This is a genomic window from Pseudomonas sp. NBRC 111132, from assembly GCF_001320565.1.
In the GTDB taxonomy this organism is placed as follows: Bacteria; Pseudomonadota; Gammaproteobacteria; order Pseudomonadales; family Pseudomonadaceae; genus Aquipseudomonas; species Aquipseudomonas putida_P.
Window position 1 is genome coordinate 131,267 of record NZ_BCBI01000005.1, and the last position, 20,715, is coordinate 151,981.

Genomic DNA, 20,715 nt, shown 5'->3' on the forward strand with positions numbered 1-20,715 from the left:
GCTGACGGTGCCGCCATCCTTGTCTGGAAGTCAGGAGCTGCCATGCCTTTTACCCCCGATCTGATCGACGAACTGGAAGTACTCGCGCTGTTCAAACACGACAGCAGCCAGGAAGGCATCAAGATTAACAGTACCGCCGCCCCTGCCCTGATCGCGGCAGCGCAACGCCTGCATGAAAAGGGGCTGACCGATCAACCTGATGGCGGCTACCTGACCAGCCTGGGTCATGACGCCGTTGAAAGCGTGCAATTGCTGCAGAACATTCTCAAGGCGCCACAGCCGGCCTGAGCCGAGATTGAAAAGGGGCTGCCATGCAGCCCCTCGCTCAGTTTGCAGTTGCCCTGCGCTTTTCCGCCAGACGCGAACGCCCGTACAGGAACACGATGGCCAACAAGGCCACCGCCTGCGCCGACAACGAGTAGGCGTCGGCATGAATCCCCAACCAGTCGAACTCGAAGAACGCTACCGGCCGCGTGCCCAGCACCCCGGCCTCTTGCAGCGCCTTCACACCATGCCCGGCGAACACCACCGACAGCGCGCACAGCAGCGCGGCGTTGATGCTGAAGAACAGCGAAAGCGGCAGCTTCGCAGAGCCACGCAGAATCACCCACGCCAAGCCCACCAACAGCACCAGTGCCGTGGCGCCACCCGCCAGCACAGCCTGATGCCCAGCAGGGCCTGCCTGCAACCACAGGGTTTCGTAGAACAGGATCACTTCGAACAGTTCGCGGTACACCGAGAAAAACGCCAGCAGGGCGAAGCCGAAACGCCCGCCGCCGCTAACCAGGCTGCTCTTGATGTAGTTCTGCCAGGCAGCGGCGTGTCGACGGTCGTGCATCCATACCCCTAGCCACAACACCATCACCGCAGCGAACAAGGCCGTGCAGCCTTCCAGCAGCTCGCGCTGAGCCCCACCCACATCGATCACATAGGCCGCCAGCGCCCAGGTGGCGAAGCCGGCAACCAGCGCCAGGCCCCAGCCTATGTTGACGCTGCGTACCGCCGACTGCTGCCCGGTGTTACGCAGGAAGGCCAGAATTGCCGCCAGCACCAGAATCGCTTCCAGCCCTTCGCGCAACAGGATCAGCAAACCGGAGATATAGCTAAGCGACCAGCTCAGGCCATCGCTGCCCAACAGCTTGGCGGCCTGGTCCAGCTTGCGCCTGGCTTCGGCCAGCCGTTGCTCGGCCTGAGCCACGGGCAACCCGTCCTGCAGCGATTGGCGGTAGGCCATGAGGGATTTTTCGGTGTCCTTGCGCGCCTGGGTGTCGATATTGTCCAGTGAGCTTTCCACCAACTCGAAACCTTCCAGGTAGGCCGCCACCGACAGGTCATAGGCCTGGTCATGGTCACCTGCGCGGTAGGCCGCCAGGCTCTTGTCCAGCGTGCTGGCGGTGTATTCGAGCAGTTGCGCCGGGCCACGTTTGACCTGCGGCGGCTGGGCACGCTGCGCGCGGAATGCTTCCAGCACCGCCGCGCCTTCATTGGCAGCGACCTCAGCCGGGGTCTGGCGGGCCAGGTCGGCGATGTTCCAGGTCTTGTCACCTTTGCCAGCTTCTGGCTTGGCGGTGAAGCTGGCGATATAAGCGGCCACATCCCAGCGCTGGCGGTCGTCCAACTGGTCGGCAAAGGACGGCATTTCGGTGCCGTCGATGCCCAGGGCCAGTGTGTTGTACAGGTCGAACAAGCTCAACTGGTCGAGGCGTGCCGCATCACGCAAGTTGGCTGGGGCAGGCTCCAGGCCCACGCCAGCCGGTCCGTCGCCAGCCCCCGTGTCACCGTGGCAGATGGCGCAGTTTTGCGCATACAGCGCCGCGCCACGGGCGGGGTCCGGGGTGATCACCGGGGCCTGACTGACCTCGTAGGCTACAGCCAGGCGCGCGCCCAGCTGGCGGGCCTGCTTGGCGACCGCTGTGCCCTCTTGGCGCTGATCGATGGCCTGGCGCAATGCCTGGACGCCCTGCTCCAGTGCCGCTTGCTCGGCATTTGCGGGAAGGCCTTTGACCAGGTCGCCCAATACCGCGCCAAACTCCTGTTGCTCACGGTATTCACCCTCGTCGATCACCTTGCCTTCTTGAACGGTCGGTGGGTAATCGGCGCCAATGTAGTCCAGCAGGTGCAAGGCTTTTGCGGCCTCGGCGGGCGACTCGGCCAGCGCCAAGGTGCTACACAGCGCCAGCACCGGGCCGAGCAATAGAGCCGGCAGCCAGGTGAGCAGACGGGAACGGGTATTCATGGCCAGTCTCGAAGGGAATGCGAAAGAGAACATTGTTCACTCCGACTTGGCTTCCCTCAAGGGTGCAGGGCGGATTTCATGAAAAATCTTGGTACAAATCAGATGAAGTGGGGCATGAACATCCACCCCACAAGGATCTCATCAGTGCTTGGCGGTGTCCTTCCAGCCCCCGCCCAACGCCAGGAATACCCCGATTTGCCCCATCGCCACCTGGCTATTGGCCGCCGCCAGCTGAGCACGCATATCAGTGTAAGTCCGCGTCGCCTGCAAATCCGCCAGGAACGACTCACGCCCTGCCTGGTAATAGCGGTGCGTCTGGTCCGCCGCTTCCTTGGCCGATTTCTCCGCCTCGGCCAGCGCATCACGCCGGTCCAGTAGGGCGCTGTACTGCGCCAGGCGCGTCTGAGTTTCGCGAATGGCGTTCAGCACCACCCCATCGAAGTTCGCCAAGGCTGCCTGGGTAGAAGCTTCGGCCATGCGAATGCGCGCGCGGGTACCGTTGGTGGGGATACTCCAGCTGACCTGCGGGCCGAAGCCCCAGCGGTTGGTTGCAGGCTCGCCGAGGTTTTCCAGGATACCGATAGTGCCCACCTGAGCGCCGATGCTGATGTCCGGGTACAGTGCGCCCGTGGCGACGCCGATGGAGGCCGTGGCAGCAGCCAGCTGACGCTCGGCCTGGCGCACGTCGGGGCGGCGCTTGAGCAACGCGGCGCCATCGCCTACCGGAACCAGCTGGTTCAGGTGCGGCAGTTCGGCACAATCAGCGGTGCCTGCAGGCAGCTGGTCGACGGGTTTGGCCAACAGAGCCGCCAGGGTATACATGCCGGTCTCGCGCTCGGCTTTGAAACGTGGCAGTTCGGCGCGCAGGGATTTGAACTGAGTCTGCGAGCGGGTGACCTGGGTTTCATCACCACGCCCGGCATCACGCAGGCGCTGGTTGAGCGTCACGCTCTGTTCCTGCAAGTCGAGCGACTCGCGGGCAATGTGGTACTCCTCGTTGGCCGAGCACACCTGGGTGTAGGCCTTGACCACGTCTGCCACCAAGGTAATACGAGCAGTATCGGCAGCGGCCTGCACTGCGTCGGCGTTGGCCTTGGCCGCTTCGGTGCCGCGCTTGAAGGTGCCCCACAAGTCGAACTGGTACGAGGCGCTGATGATGGCCTCACCGATGTTGGCCACCGGTACTTTTTCCGGCAACAGGAAGGCTTCGCCCGACTCCTGCAGGCGCTGGGCGCCAAGCTTGACGCCACCGTTGAAGCCGCCTTGCGATTCGGCCACCTCCACTTGGGCCCGGGCCTTGGCGATGTTGGCCGCGGCCACGCGCAGCTCGGTGTTGGCACTCAGTGCCTGACGCACCAGCTCGTTCAGCCGTTGGTCCTGATACAGCTGCCACCAGTCTTCGGGCACCGGTGCCGAAACCACGCTGTCGGCATCCTGGCGCAGCGGGCCGTTCAGGTCGCTGCGTTGCACCGCCGCATCCTTCGGCACCTCATAGTCGGGCCCCACCATCATGCAGGCCCCCAACGACAGGCACAGGCCAGCCAGGATCAGCTGTTTCATGGGCGCTGGCCCTCGATGATCGACACCGTGGCAGTACGCCCGGCGATCATGCGGAAGTCTTGCGGCACTTCGTCAAAGGCGATGCGCACCGGAATGCGCTGAGCCAGGCGCACCCAGCTGAAGGCCGGGTTGACGTTGGGCAGCAGGTTGGCACCGCTGCTGCGGTCGCGGTCTTCGATGCCAGCGGCAAAGCTCTGTACGTGGCCGCGCAGCCGGGTGTTGTCGCCCATGACGCGGATGTCCACGGCGTCGCCGATTTGGATGCCACCCAGCTTGGTTTCTTCGAAATAACCGTCGACGTGGTATGAGGCACTGTCGACCACCGACAGCACCGGGCGGCCAGCGGTGACGAACTCGTGGTTACGCGGCGCGCGGTCGTTGAGGTAGCCATCCACCGGGCTGCGCACGACCGAACGGTCAAGGTTGAGCTGGGCAGTATCGACCGCCACCTGCGCCTCGCTGACGGCCGAACGGGCGCGGGCCTCGCGAGACTGGCTTTCTTCCAATTGCTCGGCGGCCACCAGGTTGCCCAGCTTGCGGTTGCGCTGCGCTTCGCGCGAAGCCTGGGCCAGGGTTTCCTGGCGTTCGCCGAGGGTTGCCTTGGCCTGGCGCAGGGCCAGGCTGAAGCGGTCCTGGTCGATGGTGAACAGCACGTCGCCGCGCTTGACGGTCTGGTTGTCGCGCACCTCGACCTTCTGGATCAACCCCGACACGTCCGGGGCGATCTGGATCACGTCGGCGCGGATGTGGCCGTCGCGGGTCCAGGGGGCAAACATGTAGTACACCACCATCTGCCACACGAGCACGGCGGCGAAGGTCACTACCAGCAAGGTCAGGACCACACGGCCCAGGGTCAGCAAAGGTTTTTTCATGGCAGCATCAAGTTTCGGCAAAAGTGGTCCACCGCGCCAAGCAGCACGGCATACAGGGCAACGTTGAACAACGCCCGGTGCCAGACCAGGCGGTAGAAGTGCAGGCGCACCAGCACCGCATGCACCCCCAGGAACAGCAGGTAGGTGCCAAACATCATCACCAGCAGCGTAGGCAGGAACACCCCGCTGATATCCAGTTCACCAATCACAGGGGTGCTCCGTCGAGGCCGGGGGGCAGTTGCGGTTGTTCGGCGGGTTCGAGCATCACCTCCACACCTGGCAGCAACGCCAGGCGCAGGCCGCTCAGGGCATGCAGCAGGTGGGTGCGGGCATCGCCGCGCTCGTACAGCTCATCCAGGTTCAGCGCCAGCCGGGCGCGCTCCATGTTGCGCAGCAGCGCGGCTGGTGCGTGCAGGCGCTCGCCGGCACGCAGGCAGGCGGCATAGTGCGCGCCGACTTCCTCGACCACCGTGCTCAGGCGCTCGCGGGCCTGCTGGCCGGCGCGCGGCATATAGGCCAGCAGGTCGAGCAGGTTCAGCCCCACACGCAGGTCACGCAGTGCCACACCACTGTCCTGGCCGGTTTGCGACAGGCGCGGCAGGTGCTGCATCAGGCGGTCGAGCATCTGCACGCCAACCTGGCGGTGTTCGGCCAGGGTCGCCGGCTCGGTCATTTCGACGATGTCACGCCAGGCGAAGCGGGTCATGCGCTTGGCCGCCAGCTCCACGCCGAACGGGCGCATCACCAGGGTCCAGATGAAGGCGAACAACAAGCCAACGGGACCGGCAAGGTTGGAGTTGAGGAAGGTGAAGAAGTCGGCGTCGTAGGCGCCCTGGATGCTGATGAAGGTCGAGGTGTTGACGATGGTCAGCAAGGTGCCCAGGTAAAACCTCGGCTGCACGGTGAGGGTGCCGATGCAGATGAACGGCACGGCGAAAGCCAGCACCAGCATCGGGAAGTCGTGCAGGTTGGGCAACACCAGGAACAGGTACAGGCTGGAGAAGATGACCGACATCAGCGTCCAGAAGAAAAACCGGTAGATCTGCGGCGCCGGGTCGTCCATGGCGGCGAAGAAGCTGCACGACACGGCCGCGAGGATCACCGCGCTGGCGCCGTCGTTCCAGCCCAGGCCGATCCACAGGCCGCAAGCGACGACGATCGCCAATACGGTGGAGGCCACCGAATACAGCATCAGGCCACGGTCGAAGAAGGCCGTCAGGCGGCCCAGGCGCCAGTGGCGGTACACCGCGCGCCAGGGCTTGGCATCATCGGTACGCAGGGCGTGCTGCAGGGTGCAGCAGTCCTGCCACAGGTCAGCCCATTCGGTCAGGCGGTACAGGGCGTTGGACAGCAGCAGCTCGGCGCGCTGGTCTAGGGCCGCAGCACCTGGCTGCAGGCGGTCGATCTGCTCGTGCAGCGTGGTCCAGCGTGCGACCGAGGGGCTGTCGGCAGTGCCTTTCAGCCATTCGCGAGCGGCCTCAAGCACAGGTTGAAGCTGAGCGAACTGGGCCGGGGCGCGGCCTTCCAGGGCCACCAAGGCGTCGTCGAGCGCGTCGATCACCGGCAGCAGGTGAATCATCCGCCCACGCAACTCGCGGGCGTTCTTCACGGTATGCGGGCCGGCACCTTCGTGGCCGAGCTGACCGATCATCAGCTCCAGCGAGTTGAAGGTAGCAACCATCGCCCCACGCATACCGCCGATCTTGTCGGCGCTGACCTCACGGGCCAGGTAGATGTCGCTGTAGCGGATCGCCTCGGTGAACCAGTTACTGGTGGCGCCGACCACCACCGGCGCCAGCCGGCGCGGCCAGAAAATGGCCCCGACCACCGCCGCGCAGACGATACCCAGGCAGATTTCCTGGGCGCGAGAAGACGCTACGTCGAACACCGCCAACGGGTTATCCACTACCGCCAGCGCGATCATCGGCAGGGTGTAGCCGGCCAGCATCAGCACGTAGTTGTTGGCCGTGCGCAGGTTCAGCGAAAGGAACAGCAAGGTGCCTGTCCACAGGGCAATGGCGATGCTCAGCAGCAACGGTGACTGCACCAGCGGCGGCACCAGGAAAATGGCCCCACCGGCGCCAAGCAACGTGCCCACGGCGCGGTACAGCGCCTTTGAGCTGGTCGGGCCGACGAACGGGCTGGAGACGATGTACACCGTGGCCATCGCCCAATAGGGGCGCGGCAGCTGCATGAGCAACGCGATGTACAAGGCGATCATGGAGGCAGCGAAAGTACGCACGCCGTAGAACCAGTCGCGGGCCGGGGGAACCGAGCTGAAGAAGCCGTTCATGCCGCCCCGCCCGAGCTGCCCAGGCCTGCAGCCTCGAAGGCGCGCAGCACGCGCAAGGCGGCTTCCAGGTCGGCCTGGTCGATACCGTGCAGCACATCGCGGCGCAGGCGCACCAGTTCGGCCTCGATGGCTTCGGCCAAGGCACGGCCTTCGGCGGTCAGGCTCAGGGCCTTGGCGCGGCGATCCAGTGGATCCTCGCTGCGGCACACCAGGCCGGCCTTGCACAGTTGATCGAGCAGACGCACCAGAGAAGGGCTTTCCAGGCCGGCAGCCTGTGCCACGGCCACCTGGTGCACACCGTCACCCAGGCGCACGATCATCAGCAGCGGCGCGGCGCAGGCCTCGGAAATGCCGTAACCGGTCAGGGCGGTATGGCAGATGCGCCGCCAGTGGCGGGCCGCAACCACCATGCCACTGCTGACTTGCAGGCGCAGGAGATCAAGGGACATGAGGGGAACCAAGCATATTCATAGTTTGCTAACTATCAATATACGCCTTGCCCTCCCCCCGCCGTCAACAGGGGGTGACGAGGGGTATGGATGAATTGTTGTTCATGCTGGAGCTTTTTACCTGCCGGCACAGGCTGCAGACGATCAGGATTGGATCTGATCTTCCAACTTCATGGTCAAAGCCAAGGTGCTACCCATTTGCACTGCCCGGTCCCGCCACTCCTGGTAGCGCACCACGTCACGGCTGCTGAAATGCACTGCCAATTCCTCTGCCGCCTGCACGACTCCCGCCGCTGCCGCCAGCTCCAGCCAGTACAGCGCCGCCTTGAGGTCGGCCTCTACATACAGCCCGTGCATCAACCGGTAGCCCACCTCGAAACGGCAACGCGCCTCGCCCCGCTCGGCCCCGCGCAGGAACCACTGGTAGGCCTGCACCAGGTCTACCTGCCAATCCAGGTCGCCATCGCACACCTCCTCCTCATACAGGTCTCCCAGCGCCGCCGCGGCATGCAGCATCCCGCGCTCGAAGGCCTGGCGGTAGCACTCCGCCGCCTGCACGTAGGAAGGCTCGATGCCCTTGCCGAAGTAGTGCTGCTGCCCAAGGTTGAACCAGGCAGCAGCATTGCCCTGCAGGGCCGCCATGCGCAACAGGTGCCCGGCCAATTCGGTATCGGCGCGCCAGTACTTGCCGTTGAGCCAGATCCAGCCAAGGTCATTCAGTGCCGCCACACTGCCTTGCAACGCCTGACGGCGAAGGTCAACATACACTGCCTGCAGGTCGCTGGCCTCATCCAGGCGGTTGACCAGCAGCGACCGCTGGCTGGGCAAGCCCACACCGGCAAACAGCCGCTGTCGCCTCCCGACGGGAGCCGGTGGGGCGATGACCCGCTCGGGTAGAAGGCGGGCAAGCAGCGAATGGATATTGCTGGCAGCAGACATGTTCATCCTCATTGAACGACGCACAACCCAACCTTCGGTTGTGATGAGGCGTGATTCTGCGTGACGTCACGTCAAAACCTGTCGCGAACGATTCGGCACGAGGCAACCAAATGCGACTTCCTTGATCTGAGCGGGCTGTGGCCAATTGCCACGCCCCTCGCGTGCCGCCATCCTATTGCGGCAAGCCTAGACAAGGACGTTATCTTTTGCCGTTCGCCACCACTCGCGCCACCCTCAGCCGACAGTGGGCGCTGCTGCGCCAGCTGCCCAGCCGCTCTCCAGGCATTACCAGCGCCGAGTTGGTGTGGCGCCTGCGTGACGTGGGCTTTACGGTAAGCAAACGCACCGTCGAGCGCGACCTCAATGAGCTGTCGCTGATCTTTCCGCTGGAACGTAATGACAAGAGTATTCCGTTTGGCTGGCACTGGTCGGCCAGTGCCGTGGGCGAGTTGCGCGGTAACTTCGACTTGCTCACGCATCTGCGAGGGGATGCGTTGCAATCGGCGCAGGGAGAAGGCATGGAGTTGGTGGCACGGATCAGCGATGCACTGGCGCGGCAGTTGCGGGTTGCCCCCTTGAGCAGCGATATGCAGCTGACAGCGCTGGAGCATGGGCATCGGTTACGCGCCACGGTGAGCGATGGTTGGCCATTGCGCTGGTGGCTGTTGAGCCATGGGGATGGGGTGGTGGTGGAGCAGCCTGCTGACTTGCGTGAAGAGATTGGCAAGATCCTGAGCAGTGCGGCCGCTCAGTACCAGAATCAATAGACTGTACTGCGAGCCGACCGTTTGAATGCTGCGCTCACTCCGTCAATACCTGTCTATAGCTCCGCGAGCCCGCAAAGCACCTTTACATTTATCTTCGTAAAACCCCTACCCATATGCAGAAAGCCGCCAACGATACAAATAAAAGCAAGTGTGAGAGCCACAGCATAAACCTCTTGATGCGCTCAGGTACTGCTTTCACATCGCCGGCGTCAACCAAGCCCTTGGTAACGCAAAACTGGCTCACGGATAGCATCGCGGAAATAGCCCCCGTACGTAAGACTCTCCCCAATAGCCCAGCGCCAGACAAATTATTTTTATTACCGACAACTATCTTGCTGTTCTCAAAAAAAGACTCTAAATAATCAAGATAACGGCAAGCAACAAAAACCCATGCTGCAATCATTAGTACTGGAGAAGCAAACAAGCAAATACCGAGCACGGCAATCTGCATATTTGTCATTTAGCTTCCTCATACAAGATCCGACCCAATTCCTCTCCACCCATAGACCCTAACTTCCCTCCCACTATGCCACCAAGGCCGCCAATGACCACAACACAAACAAGCGCGCCCATCCCAGCGCTAGGAACACCAATGGCACCACATACGGTGGGAGCAATGAAGCCTCCTACTGTTCCTCCGATAGTTCCTAGACCTGCACTGCCTATCAAGCTACTTCCGTTACCTTCTCAGCATATCCGGAAATCTCCCCGCTACTTAGATAGCGCTTCGTGGGTAGCTGCAGCATCCGCTTGATCGAACCCTGATTTCGTAGACCAGAACCATAAGCGGCAGCCTTCCCTAGTTGCTCATCCAACGCCCTGAACAGCGCCGCACGTTTGGCGTAGAACTCTTCTCGTACCCTGAACGCACCACCACTCATATGCACGTGGTGCAGTTGCTCGATCTGCTCCAGCGGTAATCGGCTGTTCATCGATTGCTGATCAGGAATGCTTTGCTGCAGCCGGCAGGGGTCGATACTTTTGGGGCGACTCTTGCTATGTGCAGCACCGGCCAGTGTAAGCTAACGCAAGTACAGCCAGGCGCGGAACACTAACATGGATAGGATTTCGATAGTCAAAGCCAGCCAGAGCCCAATGAGTGTCCGTTTCATTTTTAGTGGGAAATTGTTTACTTCCTTCATGTTGATGAGCCCGCGACGGGCATAAATAGCCGGCATTGTCATCATGCAAGCAATACAGCATGTGCGTAAGACTTTCCCTGGTAGTCCAGCCCGGAGAAAGGTGCTCCTTATTCCTTGTATATAGCTTGATTTTTCTAGTAAGGATTCAATTCGTTCAACGTAAAAATGAGCAATATAAATAAGCAAAATTAGGATTATCAGCCCTGGGCTAAAAACAAGCAGCGCCACCCAACCGGGCTCAATTGGTATCATCTGAGACCTTGCGATAAATCAGATCGCCAATAAATTCTCCACCCGCATTTCCTATTTCGCCTCCAACGGCACCCCCTACTGCTCCGCCCACAACCCCACAGACTAGAGCACCAGGTCCGGTCACTGCACCAAGGACAACTGCGCAACCGGTCGTGGCAATTGCGCCACCGAATGCACCGCCTAGACTGCCTCCCGTCAAGCCTAATACTAATGAGCTACCTTCGACATATTTTGCTCTGGTGCATTCTTCTTCTCGCCCAAGTATACAAGCTTTGTGAATTTCCAACCCCGTAGCGGTGACATCCAATGCGACCCCGAGGTATCCCCCTTTCTTGATCATATCCGCAGCCCTAGCGACTCCGGCTACCTTGTCGGCATATTTTGAAATTTCCCCGGTACTCAAGTAGCTTTTGCTAGAGAGCTGCAACATCCGCTTGATCGACCCATGATTCTTTAGCCCTGTGCCGTATGCAGCGGCCCGCCCGAGCTGTTCATCCAGGGTTCCGAACAACACCGCGCGCTTTGCATAAAACTCTTCGCGCTCCCTGAATGCACCCCCGCTCATATGCGCGCGGTGCAGTTGCTCGATCTGCTCCAGCGTCTTCTTGATCGCATCCAGATGCCTGGCCCAGCCATCGCTCGCTGCCCCTGCCCCTATCGACGCATGGGCCAGTAGACTCTGTAGCATCTCGAAGTTTTCCAGCAAGAACCCGTCGACACCGCCACCGTTGAGCATGATGTCGCGGTGGATGCCCGCCGCCTTGGCCATTAGAAAGGCTTCATGGCTGGTGCAGGAGGCAGTGTCGGGATCACCGACGATTACCAGTTCACCGGCCAAGACCACCGTATTGACGATATGCGCATTGAGCACATCGAACTTGGCCTGCTGGTTGGCGCTCATGGGCGTGCCATTTTTCAGGGTCGCGTAGTTCTGCGCCCTTGGATTTATAAAGCTGCGTGCCTCGGACATGGTCGTTCCTCACGCAAACTTCTTGTTGGCAATTCGGTCCCAGCCACCGGTCACATTGCCGCCAGCACTGCCGTCGACGCGCTGCTGCCGGGTGTAGGTAGTCTTGATACGGCCGTAGTTGAGCTGAACGATTTCAGTCGGCACACCGGCATGCGCGCTTTGTGCGTAGTCGGCGATGATCACTTCCTCGAGCACCACTTCGTAGTACTTGAGCTTGTCGCTACCGGCGCGGCAGACGACCAGCTTCACTTCCTTCAGGTGCTGCCCCGCGCAACTGGCTTCGAGCAGTTTGCAACTGGCGTTGTCCAGGTACTTGGTGAAGGTCAGATTGCTCAGCGTGGTGCGCCCGGAAGTGGCGCCGCCTGCAGAACTCGCGGTGACGGAGGTGCTTTGGCTGGCACCAAATGTGTAACCGAGGATCTCGATCCAGTTGCTGTATTGCTCGTCTTTTGCTTCGCCAGCGATTTCCGCGATTTGAATATAGGCATCGAAAGCCATGATTACTGTTCCTTGTAAATGACGGAGCGGAACAGGCTAGGCTCGGGAAAGAACGGCCGCAATCTTTCTATGGAGATCGATGCAAGATTCAGAAGTTTCCTACGAATTTCACGATCTTTTTGGATAACAGATGTTTGAAAGTATTTCTGGATTTGGTTAGCGGCCCGCACGCCGCAACAAACCTGCGTACGGCCGCCATGACGATACCGTTTACCGCTGCATCCCCCAACGCCGCACGGTCAGCCGCTCCAGTGTATTGAACACCAACCCTTCCACCAGCAAACCAATCAGGATCACCACCGCCAACCCGGCAAACACCTTGTCGGTATATAGCTCATTGCGGTTCTGGAAGATGTACCAGCCCAGCCCGCCTTTGCCGCTGCTGGCACCAAACACCAACTCGGCAGCGATCAGCGTGCGCCAGGCGAACGCCCAGCCGATCTTCAACCCCGACAAGATCGACGGCAAGGCTGCCGGCACCAGGATGTGCAGCACTAGCCGCAACCCTTTGAGGCCATAGTTACGCCCAGCCATGCGCAGCGTTTCCGACACACCAAGGAAACCGGCATAGGTATTCAGCGCCAGCGCCCACAGCACCGAATGCACCAGCACGAAGATCAGGCTGTTATCACCCAGCCCAAACCACAGCAAGGCCAACGGCAACAGGGCAATGGCCGGCAATGGGTTGAACATCGAGGTTAACGTGCCCAGCAAGTCCCGCCCCAGTTGTGTCGAAACCGCCAGGCTAGTCAAGCCGAAAGCCAGGACGATACCCAGCACATAGCCCTTGAGCAGTATCACCAGCGAAACCCCGACCTTGGCGGGCAGCTCGCCACTCACAAGGCCGTCCCACAGGGCCGCGGCGGTTTGCAGGAAGCTCGGCAACAGCAGGTCATTATCCTGATAGCGAGCAACGGCCTCCCATAGCACAGCGATTACCAGCAGGATCAGCGCCTTGCGCAGCCAGCCTTGCTGCCACAGGCGTTGGGCCAAGGGGAGTTGGCGTTCCAGGGGCACACTGAGCAGGGGCTCCAGCTGCACCTCGTATTCCTGGCGTACAGGTGTAGTGGTCATGGCTGAAGCTCCTGTCAGTAGGCGATGCGGATATCGTTGAAACCAAGGTCGTCGGGCTGTTCCGGGACGTCTGCCTCATCGAACAGCAAGCGGTGGATACGCCTTGCACTGGCCTGGAAATCGCTGCCGCCCAGGCTGCCCAGATCATATTGATGGCTGTGCACTTCCGCCCTCACCCGCCCCGGGTGCGGCGACAGCAGCAGGATGCGGTTGCCCACTACCAGCGCTTCTTCGATGGAATGGGTAACGAACAACAGGGTGAAACGCACCTCTTCCCACAGCAGCAGCAGTTCTTCCTGCATCTTGCGCCGGGTCAGCGCATCCAGTGCAGCGAACGGCTCATCCATCAGCAGGATCTTCGGCTGGGTGGCCAACGCCCTGGCAATCGCCACACGTGCCTTCATACCACCCGACAGGGTGTGTGGATAAGCATCGGCAAAGGCGGCCAGACCAACCTTTTCCAGGTAATGCAGCGCCCGCTCTTCGGCTTCGGCGCGCTTGAGCTGGCCTGCCACCAGCAACGGGAACATGACGTTCTGCTTCACCGTTTTCCACGGCGGCAGTTGGTCGAACTCCTGAAACACCACGATGCGGTCTGGACCTGGGCCATGCACCGCTTGGCCCTGCAGCAGAATCTGCCCTTCCTGCGGTTGAATGAAACCGGCGACGGCTTTGAGCAAGGTGGACTTGCCGCAACCAGAAGGCCCGAGCAGCACGAAACGGTCGGCACGGTCGACTTCGAAGCTGACCTGGTGGGTGGCCCGCACCACGCGCTGCGCGGTGCGGTATTCGAGGCTGAGGTTATCCACCTTGAGCAAAGGCGGCGTGGCGACACGGCTCAGGTTGCTGGCCGTGTGGCCTGGCAAAGGGGCGGTCATGATCGGTCAGCTCCCCTGCAGCGGGCGTTCGTCCTGGAAGAAGTAGTCCTTCCACGATGCCGGCTTGTTCTTGATAGCGCCTACCCGATAGAGGAAGTCGGCCAGCTTGTAGGTGTTCTTTGGCGTGACGGTGAACTCGTACTGCGGGTTGTCGATCAGCTTGATCAGCGCGTCGCGGTCGATCTTGGCCTTGGTCACGCGGATGTAGGTATCGGCTGCGGCGGCTTTGTCCTTCTGAGCGAAGTCTGCGGCTTCGGCCAGGGCGTCGACAAAGGCCTTGTAGGTTTTGGGGTTGTCCTTGCGGAATTTCTCGGTAGCGAACAGCAAGGTCGGCGAGTTGGGGCCAAGCAGGTCGTAGCTGTTGAGCACCACATGCACGTCCTTGTTGGCCAGCACCTGGTCCTGGAACGGTGGGTTGGAGAAGTGCCCGTTCAGCTCAGTGCCACCGGCCAGCAGCGCGGCAGTGGCATCCGGGTGCGGTACGGCCAGGGTGTATTTGTCGAGGCGGTTGTATTCCTTGTCGCCCCACTGCTGGGCGGCGGCGTACTGCAGGAAGCGCGACTGCACCGAAACACCTACCGCGGGCACGGCGATGCGGTCCTTGTCGGAGATGTCGGCGATGGTCTTCACGTTGGGGTTGCTGCTGACCAGGTAGTATGGAAAGTTACCCAGCGAAGCCACAGCCTTGACGTTCTGCCGCCCCTTGGTGCGGTCCCACACAGTAAGCAGCGGGCCGACGCCGGCACCGGCGATGTCCACCGAGCCGGACAGCAGTGCATCGTTGATGGCCGAACCACCCGACAACTGCGCCCAGTCGACATCGATGTCGATGCCCTGCTCCTTGCCGTGCTTCTCGATCAGTTGCTGGTCACGCACCACGTTGAGCAGCAGGTAAACGATGCCGAACTGCTCGGCGATGCGGATTTTGCCTTCGGCCTGGGCCGCAGCGGGGGCGGCCAGGCTGCCGATGACCAGGCTCGCGCCGAGGCCGATGCTTGCCGCCAGGCGGCTGATGGAATTGCGCATGATGGGGTTCCTCAGTCGTCAGAACGGGGCATCGCCCTGGATGGTGGTGCGGTACAGCTTGCGCCGCAGGTGTGCGGGGCAGCCGGTGGCCAGGTGGATCAGCGAGCGGTTGTCCCAGAAGACCAGGTCGTGGGGCTGCCACTGGTGGCGGTAGATGTTCTTCTCCAGCACGCTCAAGGCGTACAGCTGTTGCAGCACGTCGCGGCTTTCGTCGTCTGGCAGGCCGACAATGCGGGTGGTGAAGCCTTCGCTGACGAACAGGGCCTTGCGGCCGTTTTCCGGGTGGGTGCGGACCACCGGGTGGATGACTTCCTGTACCTGCGCCAATTGCTCGGCGGTCAGGGTCGGGCGCCAGTTGCCTTCGAATTTGGTCTCGGCGTAACGGGCGGTGTAGGAGTGAGCAGCGCTGCGGCCCTCAACCACTTTGCGCAAGGCGTCGGGTACGGCGTCCCAGGCTTTGTGCATGTCCGCGAACAGGGTGTCGCCGCCTTCGCTGGGCAGCTCCTGGGCATGCAGCATGGAGCCGAGGCTGGGCAGCGCTTTGTACGACAGGTCCGAGTGCCAGAACTTGCCGGCATCACCCAGACCAATGTTTTGACCGTTTTCGACGATGTTGGAAACGATCAGGATCTCGGGATGGCCTGTCAGCAGGAACTGCTTGAGCACATGGATCTGCAACTCACCGAAGCGGCGGCTGAACGTAATCTGCTGTTGCGGGCTGATGCGCTGGTCGCGGAACACCAGTACATGGTGGTCGAGGTGGGCGCGATGAATACGGGCGAAATCCTCGACGTTGACCGGTCTGGCCAGGTCCAGGCCGATGATCTCGGCGCCGACGGCACCGGAGAACGGGCGGATTTCGAAGCATTGCGGCTGGGCGCTGTCGATGGTCGACAAGGCGTTCGAGGCGGCTGACATTTTTCACTCCCACGCAGTGCGCGACTTCAACGGCGCGCAACGATCAGAAACGCACGGGGATTTCCCGTGTGGGTTCAAGTCGTGCGGCGCATCGATTGGTCGACGGGTACGCAGTGGAAGTGACTATAAAGTCATAAGAGCTATATTTTAAATACCTTTAAAGAATAACCATAGCACTGGGATTTGCTCGGTTCGCGATCAGATCAGCCCGCCCTGCTCTTCTTCATCGATGAGGTTGTTCAGGCTGCTGAGTGCCTTGCGCGCCGTGGAGCGGTTGAGCAGCTTGGCCTGGGCACCGGCGGGTAGGTCAGTGATCTTGAATACGCCTTTGGCGGTCAGCACATCGATCAGGTCCTCAAGCACGCGGATCATGTCCAGGTCACTTTGCTTGAGCTGGTTGAGGCTGTTTTCCACGACGTCGTCGGCAAACCACTCCTGGATATCGGCATGGTCGGCAGGGAGCATTTCGGTGAACTGGTCAAAGGCGGCTGCTTCTACCCGCAGCAACTGGCCGGCAGCGTCGCGTTGCACGTAGAACATGGCGGTGTCCCTCGTCACGTTGGTTCCTTGTTGGTAGACAGCAGCATAGGCAAAGATCGCCGGGCACGCAGGCCCGGCGCCAGAGTATGCGCTGTTGGCGAAAGGCAGGAAAGAGCCGGGGCCGCTACGCGGCCCCGGGGTCCATCAGTTGTCCTTGTTGTGAATGATGATGGTCGGGTCAGCACCGCTGATCAACGAATTGATCGTGGTGTTGGACCAGTTCACCCCTTCCAGCTTGATGGTCACATCGGCATTTGCCAGGCCACCGGCGGCGTTGAGCTTGCCTTCGCTGCTGACCTGCAGCGTCGTCGTGCCGTCCACCGTAGTGAGCTTCAGGTAATTGTCGATGGTGCTGCCTTTCTCACCCTGCAGCAGATCGCTCAAGTCGATCTTGTCCTTGTCGCTCAGCTTGAAGTCCTTGATGACGTCGTTGCCGAAGTCGCCAGCCTTCCAAACGAAGGTGTCGGCACCGCTGCCACCGATCAGGATATCGTCGCCGTGGCCACCGATGAGGGTGTCATTGCCACTACCGCCCAGCAGGATGTCGTTACCTCTGCCACCATCGAGGGTGTCGTTACCACCTTGGCCGAAGAGGATATCGTTGCCGTTGCCGCCGGACAGAATGTCATTGCCGTCTTTGGCACCGGAGATATCGAACTCGGTGTAGTGCTCGGTGATGTACTGGTGGACATTGCTGGTGGTGACGGAGCTGACCTCGACACCGCTCTTCTGCGCAACGTAGGTCTGCAGGGCCTGGTAGCCCTCGCTGACAACGCCGTTGAGGGTGATCAAGTCACCGAAGATGATGTCGTTGCCGTTGCCACCGTCGATGGTGTCGGCACCTGGCACCGTTGCTTCGGAGTGGCCAAGAATCGCCTTCGCCAAGTCGGACGGATCGATGTTGGTCTGTGGCTTGCCAGCGCTGTCGTAAGGTTTCAGGTCGTTCAGCGTGACATCGCTGTTCAGGCCGATGGCCTGCACCTTACTCAAGCCGTTGGTGCCGCCCAGCACTGCGAAACTCGCAGTGGAACCCGCCGCCGAATCCACGTAGTTCCAGTAGTCGGCGTAGCCAGTACCACCCAGGCTGGAGAATTCATAGGTGCCATCCCCCTGTGCATGCAAGGTGCCAACCGTCTTGGTGGAGTCATACACCAACTCGCCTTTTTTCTCGGTGTAGGTCAGCACTTTGACTACGCCACTGCTACTGATCTCGACCTTGTGAGTGCTGTCGGCCCAGGCACTGAAGGTATCGCCCATCTTGTAGTTGTTGACGTTGACCACATCATCCAGGTTCTTGCCATTCTTCCACAGGCTAGGGTTGGTGGACTCCCCGCTCTGGTAATAGGTTGGCTTACCGTCGGTGATGAAGTAGGTCAGGTTCTCCGCACCTTTGTTGCTGGTGGCCATGGTGCTGTTGAAGAAGTTGGACGTGGTCTTGAACGCGTCTTCATAGTTGGTGCCGCCACCGTAGTAGCCACCCACCATCGAGTTCAATACCGCCTGCAGCTTGCTCAAGGCATCAGGGTCGGCAAGGTTGACCGCCACGTTCTTGTTCACCTGGGTATCGAAGTCCACCAGGAAGATGTTCACGGTACCGGAGGTGTCGGAACCCAGGCTGGCCTTGAGCGAATTGAACACCGAGGCCAACTGCGTCTTCGCATCGGCAATCGACTTGTCACTCATACTGCCCGAGCTGTCGACCATGAAGGCAATGTTGTAGTTCTTGCCCTGCACCACGTTCAGGCCCGACACGTCGGCGACGATGATGTCGTTGCCTTCGCTGCCGATCATGGTGTCATTGCCCGTGGTACCCACGCTGGCCTTGTAGGTCGCAGCGTATACCGTCACCGGGATGTTGCCGGTGGTGATGGCTGACCCGCCCAGGCTTTCGGTGGCCGTCGAGGTGACAGTGATGTCGAACGAGCCTTTGTAGTAGGCCGGCGGCGTGAGGGTCAACCCGCTGAGTTTCCAGCCAGTCACATCGACCGGGGTGCTGCCTACTGTGACGGTATGGCCTGCACCGTCACTCAGCACGGTACCTTTCGGAATACCGCTGAGGGTCACGTTCAGGGTTTCGGAGCCATCGGTATCGGTCAGGGCGGTGGTAATGCCGACCAGTTTCACCGAGCCACCTTCCGGCCCTTCGTTGAGTTTGTAGCCGTCGTAGTAGCTCTGACCATTGACGGTATGCAGGTCGGACACGCCCAGGCCAGCGTTGGCCATCTCGGTCACGTTCTGGTACATCTTGACGTTCGAGCTGCTCAGGTCGGTGACAGCACCCGAGCCTACCTGGATGTTCAGGTCATAGCTGCCTGGACCAGACTGGTTGGCATGGTAGACCTCGATCGGGTAGTAGCCGCTGGTGTTCGGAGTGAAGGTGCCCGAAACCTGGCCACCCGCGCCCCAGGTGGCCGTGACCACAGTCTTGCCACCGATGGTGACCACGAAGCTGTCGTCAGCCGTACCGCTGAAGGTGTAGGTCTTGCCGGCTTCCAGGTAGATCAGGCCCGACGTTTTCGAGCCGGTGCCAGCGGTGACGCTGCCATCGGACTGCACATTGGTGGTGGTGCTACTGGAGTTGGCATTGCCAGAGTTGGCAAATACTGCCTTCAGGTCCTCGCCGGTTATGCCATTGCCGCCCGTACCCAGGCCTTTGAGGCTGGTCCAGACTTCCTTGGTCAGGCCTTTGGAGTCGATATCCGCACTGCCGAAGCTCAGGGTCGGTTTATCGGCAACCGGGCTGATGTCGACCTTCATGGTCACTTCGCTGCCCAGGTTGGTGCCATCGTTCGGCTTGAACTTGAACTGCGCGTAGTCAGCCTGTTGGTTACCTACACCATTACCACCGTAGTTGTCCGCACCCGACTGGTTGAGGGCCGGGACGAACTTGAGGTTATTGGCAGTAATGTCAGCCTGGCTGATCACCTGGTTGACGGCCACATTCACCCACGCAGTACCGTTGAAGAACTGCAGGCTGCCAGCGGCCGGGAGTGAGGTAATGGTCACGAACAGGCCAGTGTTGCCATCGGCATCAGTGACTTTGAAATCGCTCCAGGCGAACACGTAGTCGGTGTCCTCCACGCCAAATACCGCACCGCCAGGCGAAACAGGCAGGTGGTCGTTGTCGAGGATAGTGGTCGTCACGCTCGACTTGCTGCTATCGACCTGCAGGTTCTCGAAGTTGCCACCGGTGGCAGTTTCGATTTTCACCACGAAGTTCTCGGTACCTTCGACCAGCTTGTCGTCGATGGTAGCGATGTTGAACGTCGTACCGGTGCTGTTGGCCGGGATCTTCACGGTGGTGACACCGCTGAAGTCCTCACCGTTTTTGGCGGTGCCGCTGTAGCTGAGGGTGATGGTGACTTCGGCCTTGGACGCGTTGCTCAGGGTCAGCGTGTACTGGCCGGTTTCGCCTTCGGTCAGCGAAGAGGTGCCAGTGATGCCAACTGTGGTGACGTCGCCCTGGTTGCCGGTACCCGGAGTACCCGAACCTGGCTCGTCGGTGACGCTGGTCGTGACCGAAGTCTTGTCCAGGGTCAGCTTCTCGAACTTGTCCACATCCGTCCCACTGACCGTAGCAATCGACTTGATCACAGGGTCGTTGGCACCGACGTAGACGTTGTCCGGGGCAATCACGGTGGCAGTGCCCACGGTACCGTTGGCCGGCACGGTGATGGTGGTCTTGCCATCGCTCAGCGTGAAAGTCAGCGCCGAGTGGTTGTTGATCGGCAGGCCGTCTTTATTGGTCAGCGTCACGGTGTAGGTGATCACGCCGCCTTCGGTGACCGATGGGGTCGCGGTCAGTTTCGCGATCACTTCGTCGGTGGTGTCGGTGACACTGACCTTCGCCGCGTCGCCCAGTTGCAGGTTCTCGAACGGACGGTTGCCGATGTCGGCGGCCGACTTGATGCCCAGGCTGATTTCACCGGCATCTTTGTAGACGTCGTCGCCCTGCGCCGCGTGCTCGTACTTGACGCTGGTGTCGCCGGCTTTGATGGTGACCTGAGCGTTGTTGCTCAGGGTCACGACCAAGTCGTTGGCCAGCGCTTGGTTGATGTGCACGGTGAACGTCGGTTTGACGTTCTCGGCCACCGAGGCTTGGTCGGCGGTGATGGTGACCTTGACCAGGTCGCCCTGGTTGTTGTCGCCAGGCACACCCGAGCCAGGCTCGTCGGTTACCGAGGTGCTGACCGAGCTCTTGTCCAGGGTCAGCTTCTCGAACTTGTCCACATCAACGCCGCTGACCGTGGCGATCGCTTTGACGATCGCTGGGTTGGTGCCGACGTAGACGTTGTCCGGGG

At 61.0% G+C, this 20,715-nt stretch carries 19 protein-coding genes; 2 read left to right on the forward strand and 17 right to left on the reverse strand.

Annotated elements, in window-relative coordinates; genetic code table 11:
• Positions 1-42: 42 nt before the first annotated feature.
• On the forward strand, positions 43-288 hold the full coding sequence (locus APH35_RS04145) for a TIGR02647 family protein (protein WP_012269989.1): 246 nt from the start codon (positions 43-45) through the stop codon (positions 286-288).
• Between the two features lie 37 nt (positions 289-325).
• On the opposite strand, the gene APH35_RS04150 is transcribed toward APH35_RS04145, so the two are convergent.
• The 7 genes from APH35_RS04150 to APH35_RS04180 form a co-directional block, all read right to left on the reverse strand.
• Complete coding sequence (locus APH35_RS04150; RefSeq protein ID WP_060514247.1) at positions 326-2,269, reverse strand: cytochrome c/FTR1 family iron permease; 1,944 nt, start codon at positions 2,267-2,269, stop codon at positions 326-328.
• A 108-nt stretch (positions 2,270-2,377) separates the two neighbouring features.
• Complete coding sequence (locus APH35_RS04155) at positions 2,378-3,796, reverse strand: efflux transporter outer membrane subunit (RefSeq protein ID WP_060514248.1); 1,419 nt, start codon at positions 3,794-3,796, stop codon at positions 2,378-2,380.
• Complete coding sequence (locus tag APH35_RS04160; RefSeq protein WP_012269986.1) at positions 3,793-4,668, reverse strand: efflux RND transporter periplasmic adaptor subunit; 876 nt, start codon at positions 4,666-4,668, stop codon at positions 3,793-3,795. Before APH35_RS04160 ends, APH35_RS04155 begins: the two co-directional genes overlap by 4 nt.
• Complete coding sequence (locus tag APH35_RS04165) at positions 4,665-4,877, reverse strand: DUF1656 domain-containing protein (RefSeq protein ID WP_003255905.1); 213 nt, start codon at positions 4,875-4,877, stop codon at positions 4,665-4,667. Before APH35_RS04165 ends, APH35_RS04160 begins: the two co-directional genes overlap by 4 nt.
• Positions 4,874-6,961: an FUSC family protein gene (locus APH35_RS04170; protein ID WP_012269985.1), complete on the reverse strand. Its 2,088-nt coding sequence runs from the start codon at positions 6,959-6,961 to the stop codon at positions 4,874-4,876. Before APH35_RS04170 ends, APH35_RS04165 begins: the two co-directional genes overlap by 4 nt.
• A complete protein-coding gene (locus APH35_RS04175; protein ID WP_060493614.1) occupies positions 6,958-7,410 on the reverse strand; it encodes a MarR family winged helix-turn-helix transcriptional regulator in 453 nt (150 codons plus the stop codon). Before APH35_RS04175 ends, APH35_RS04170 begins: the two co-directional genes overlap by 4 nt.
• A gap of 144 nt (positions 7,411-7,554) precedes the next feature.
• Positions 7,555-8,349: a tetratricopeptide repeat protein gene (locus APH35_RS04180; protein ID WP_012269983.1), complete on the reverse strand. Its 795-nt coding sequence runs from the start codon at positions 8,347-8,349 to the stop codon at positions 7,555-7,557.
• Between the two features lie 206 nt (positions 8,350-8,555).
• On the opposite strand from APH35_RS04180, the gene APH35_RS04185 reads away from it, so the two are divergent.
• The gene (locus APH35_RS04185; protein WP_060514249.1) at positions 8,556-9,116 is read left to right on the forward strand and encodes a WYL domain-containing protein; all 561 of its coding nucleotides are present in this window, start codon (positions 8,556-8,558) and stop codon (positions 9,114-9,116) included.
• Between the two features lie 88 nt (positions 9,117-9,204).
• Here the strand turns inward: APH35_RS04185 and APH35_RS04190 are convergent, their stop codons facing one another.
• From APH35_RS04190 to APH35_RS04240, 10 genes are all read right to left on the reverse strand, one after another.
• On the reverse strand, positions 9,205-9,576 hold the full coding sequence (locus APH35_RS04190; protein WP_060514250.1) for a hypothetical protein: 372 nt from the start codon (positions 9,574-9,576) through the stop codon (positions 9,205-9,207).
• Positions 9,577-9,781: 205 nt separating this feature from the next.
• The gene (locus tag APH35_RS29245; RefSeq protein WP_060514251.1) at positions 9,782-10,048 is read right to left on the reverse strand and encodes a hypothetical protein; all 267 of its coding nucleotides are present in this window, start codon (positions 10,046-10,048) and stop codon (positions 9,782-9,784) included.
• A 448-nt stretch (positions 10,049-10,496) separates the two neighbouring features.
• The gene (locus APH35_RS04205; protein WP_060514252.1) at positions 10,497-11,480 is read right to left on the reverse strand and encodes a hypothetical protein; all 984 of its coding nucleotides are present in this window, start codon (positions 11,478-11,480) and stop codon (positions 10,497-10,499) included.
• 9 nt (positions 11,481-11,489) lie between these two features.
• The gene (locus tag APH35_RS04210; protein ID WP_012269978.1) at positions 11,490-11,978 is read right to left on the reverse strand and encodes an Hcp family type VI secretion system effector; all 489 of its coding nucleotides are present in this window, start codon (positions 11,976-11,978) and stop codon (positions 11,490-11,492) included.
• Positions 11,979-12,188: 210 nt separating this feature from the next.
• Positions 12,189-13,052 (reverse strand): ABC transporter permease, encoded by an 864-nt coding sequence (locus APH35_RS04215; protein WP_012269977.1) that lies wholly within the window; start codon positions 13,050-13,052, stop codon positions 12,189-12,191.
• A gap of 14 nt (positions 13,053-13,066) precedes the next feature.
• The gene (locus APH35_RS04220; protein ID WP_012269976.1) at positions 13,067-13,930 is read right to left on the reverse strand and encodes an ABC transporter ATP-binding protein; all 864 of its coding nucleotides are present in this window, start codon (positions 13,928-13,930) and stop codon (positions 13,067-13,069) included.
• Positions 13,931-13,936: 6 nt separating this feature from the next.
• The gene (locus APH35_RS04225) at positions 13,937-14,956 is read right to left on the reverse strand and encodes an ABC transporter substrate-binding protein (protein ID WP_012269975.1); all 1,020 of its coding nucleotides are present in this window, start codon (positions 14,954-14,956) and stop codon (positions 13,937-13,939) included.
• 18 nt (positions 14,957-14,974) lie between these two features.
• Positions 14,975-15,874, reverse strand: a complete 900-nt coding sequence (locus APH35_RS04230) for a TauD/TfdA dioxygenase family protein (protein ID WP_012269974.1) — start codon at positions 15,872-15,874, stop codon at positions 14,975-14,977.
• A 198-nt stretch (positions 15,875-16,072) separates the two neighbouring features.
• Positions 16,073-16,414 (reverse strand): hypothetical protein, encoded by a 342-nt coding sequence (locus APH35_RS04235; RefSeq protein WP_012269973.1) that lies wholly within the window; start codon positions 16,412-16,414, stop codon positions 16,073-16,075.
• Positions 16,415-16,558: 144 nt separating this feature from the next.
• A partial coding sequence (locus tag APH35_RS04240) for an immunoglobulin-like domain-containing protein (protein ID WP_156341191.1) occupies positions 16,559-20,715 on the reverse strand: 4,157 nt, incomplete at its 5' end.

Bases quoted from the DNA above. Each gene is read 5' to 3' on its own strand.
- APH35_RS04145 (WP_012269989.1), top strand. From the start codon at position 43: ATGCCTTTTACCCCCGATCTGATCGACGAACTGGAAGTACTCGCGCTG.
- APH35_RS04150 (WP_060514247.1), bottom strand. From the start codon at position 2,269: ATGTTCTCTTTCGCATTCCCTTCGAGACTGGCCATGAATACCCGTTCC.
- APH35_RS04155 (WP_060514248.1), bottom strand. From the start codon at position 3,796: ATGAAACAGCTGATCCTGGCTGGCCTGTGCCTGTCGTTGGGGGCCTGC.
- APH35_RS04160 (WP_012269986.1), bottom strand. From the start codon at position 4,668: ATGAAAAAACCTTTGCTGACCCTGGGCCGTGTGGTCCTGACCTTGCTG.
- APH35_RS04170 (WP_012269985.1), bottom strand. From the start codon at position 6,961: ATGAACGGCTTCTTCAGCTCGGTTCCCCCGGCCCGCGACTGGTTCTAC.
- APH35_RS04175 (WP_060493614.1), bottom strand. From the start codon at position 7,410: ATGTCCCTTGATCTCCTGCGCCTGCAAGTCAGCAGTGGCATGGTGGTT.
- APH35_RS04180 (WP_012269983.1), bottom strand. From the start codon at position 8,349: ATGTCTGCTGCCAGCAATATCCATTCGCTGCTTGCCCGCCTTCTACCC.
- APH35_RS04190 (WP_060514250.1), bottom strand. From the start codon at position 9,576: ATGACAAATATGCAGATTGCCGTGCTCGGTATTTGCTTGTTTGCTTCT.
- APH35_RS29245 (WP_060514251.1), bottom strand. From the start codon at position 10,048: ATGAACAGCCGATTACCGCTGGAGCAGATCGAGCAACTGCACCACGTG.
- APH35_RS04205 (WP_060514252.1), bottom strand. From the start codon at position 11,480: ATGTCCGAGGCACGCAGCTTTATAAATCCAAGGGCGCAGAACTACGCG.
- APH35_RS04210 (WP_012269978.1), bottom strand. From the start codon at position 11,978: ATGGCTTTCGATGCCTATATTCAAATCGCGGAAATCGCTGGCGAAGCA.
- APH35_RS04215 (WP_012269977.1), bottom strand. From the start codon at position 13,052: ATGACCACTACACCTGTACGCCAGGAATACGAGGTGCAGCTGGAGCCC.
- APH35_RS04220 (WP_012269976.1), bottom strand. From the start codon at position 13,930: ATGACCGCCCCTTTGCCAGGCCACACGGCCAGCAACCTGAGCCGTGTC.
- APH35_RS04225 (WP_012269975.1), bottom strand. From the start codon at position 14,956: ATGCGCAATTCCATCAGCCGCCTGGCGGCAAGCATCGGCCTCGGCGCG.
- APH35_RS04230 (WP_012269974.1), bottom strand. From the start codon at position 15,874: ATGTCAGCCGCCTCGAACGCCTTGTCGACCATCGACAGCGCCCAGCCG.
- APH35_RS04235 (WP_012269973.1), bottom strand. From the start codon at position 16,414: ATGTTCTACGTGCAACGCGACGCTGCCGGCCAGTTGCTGCGGGTAGAA.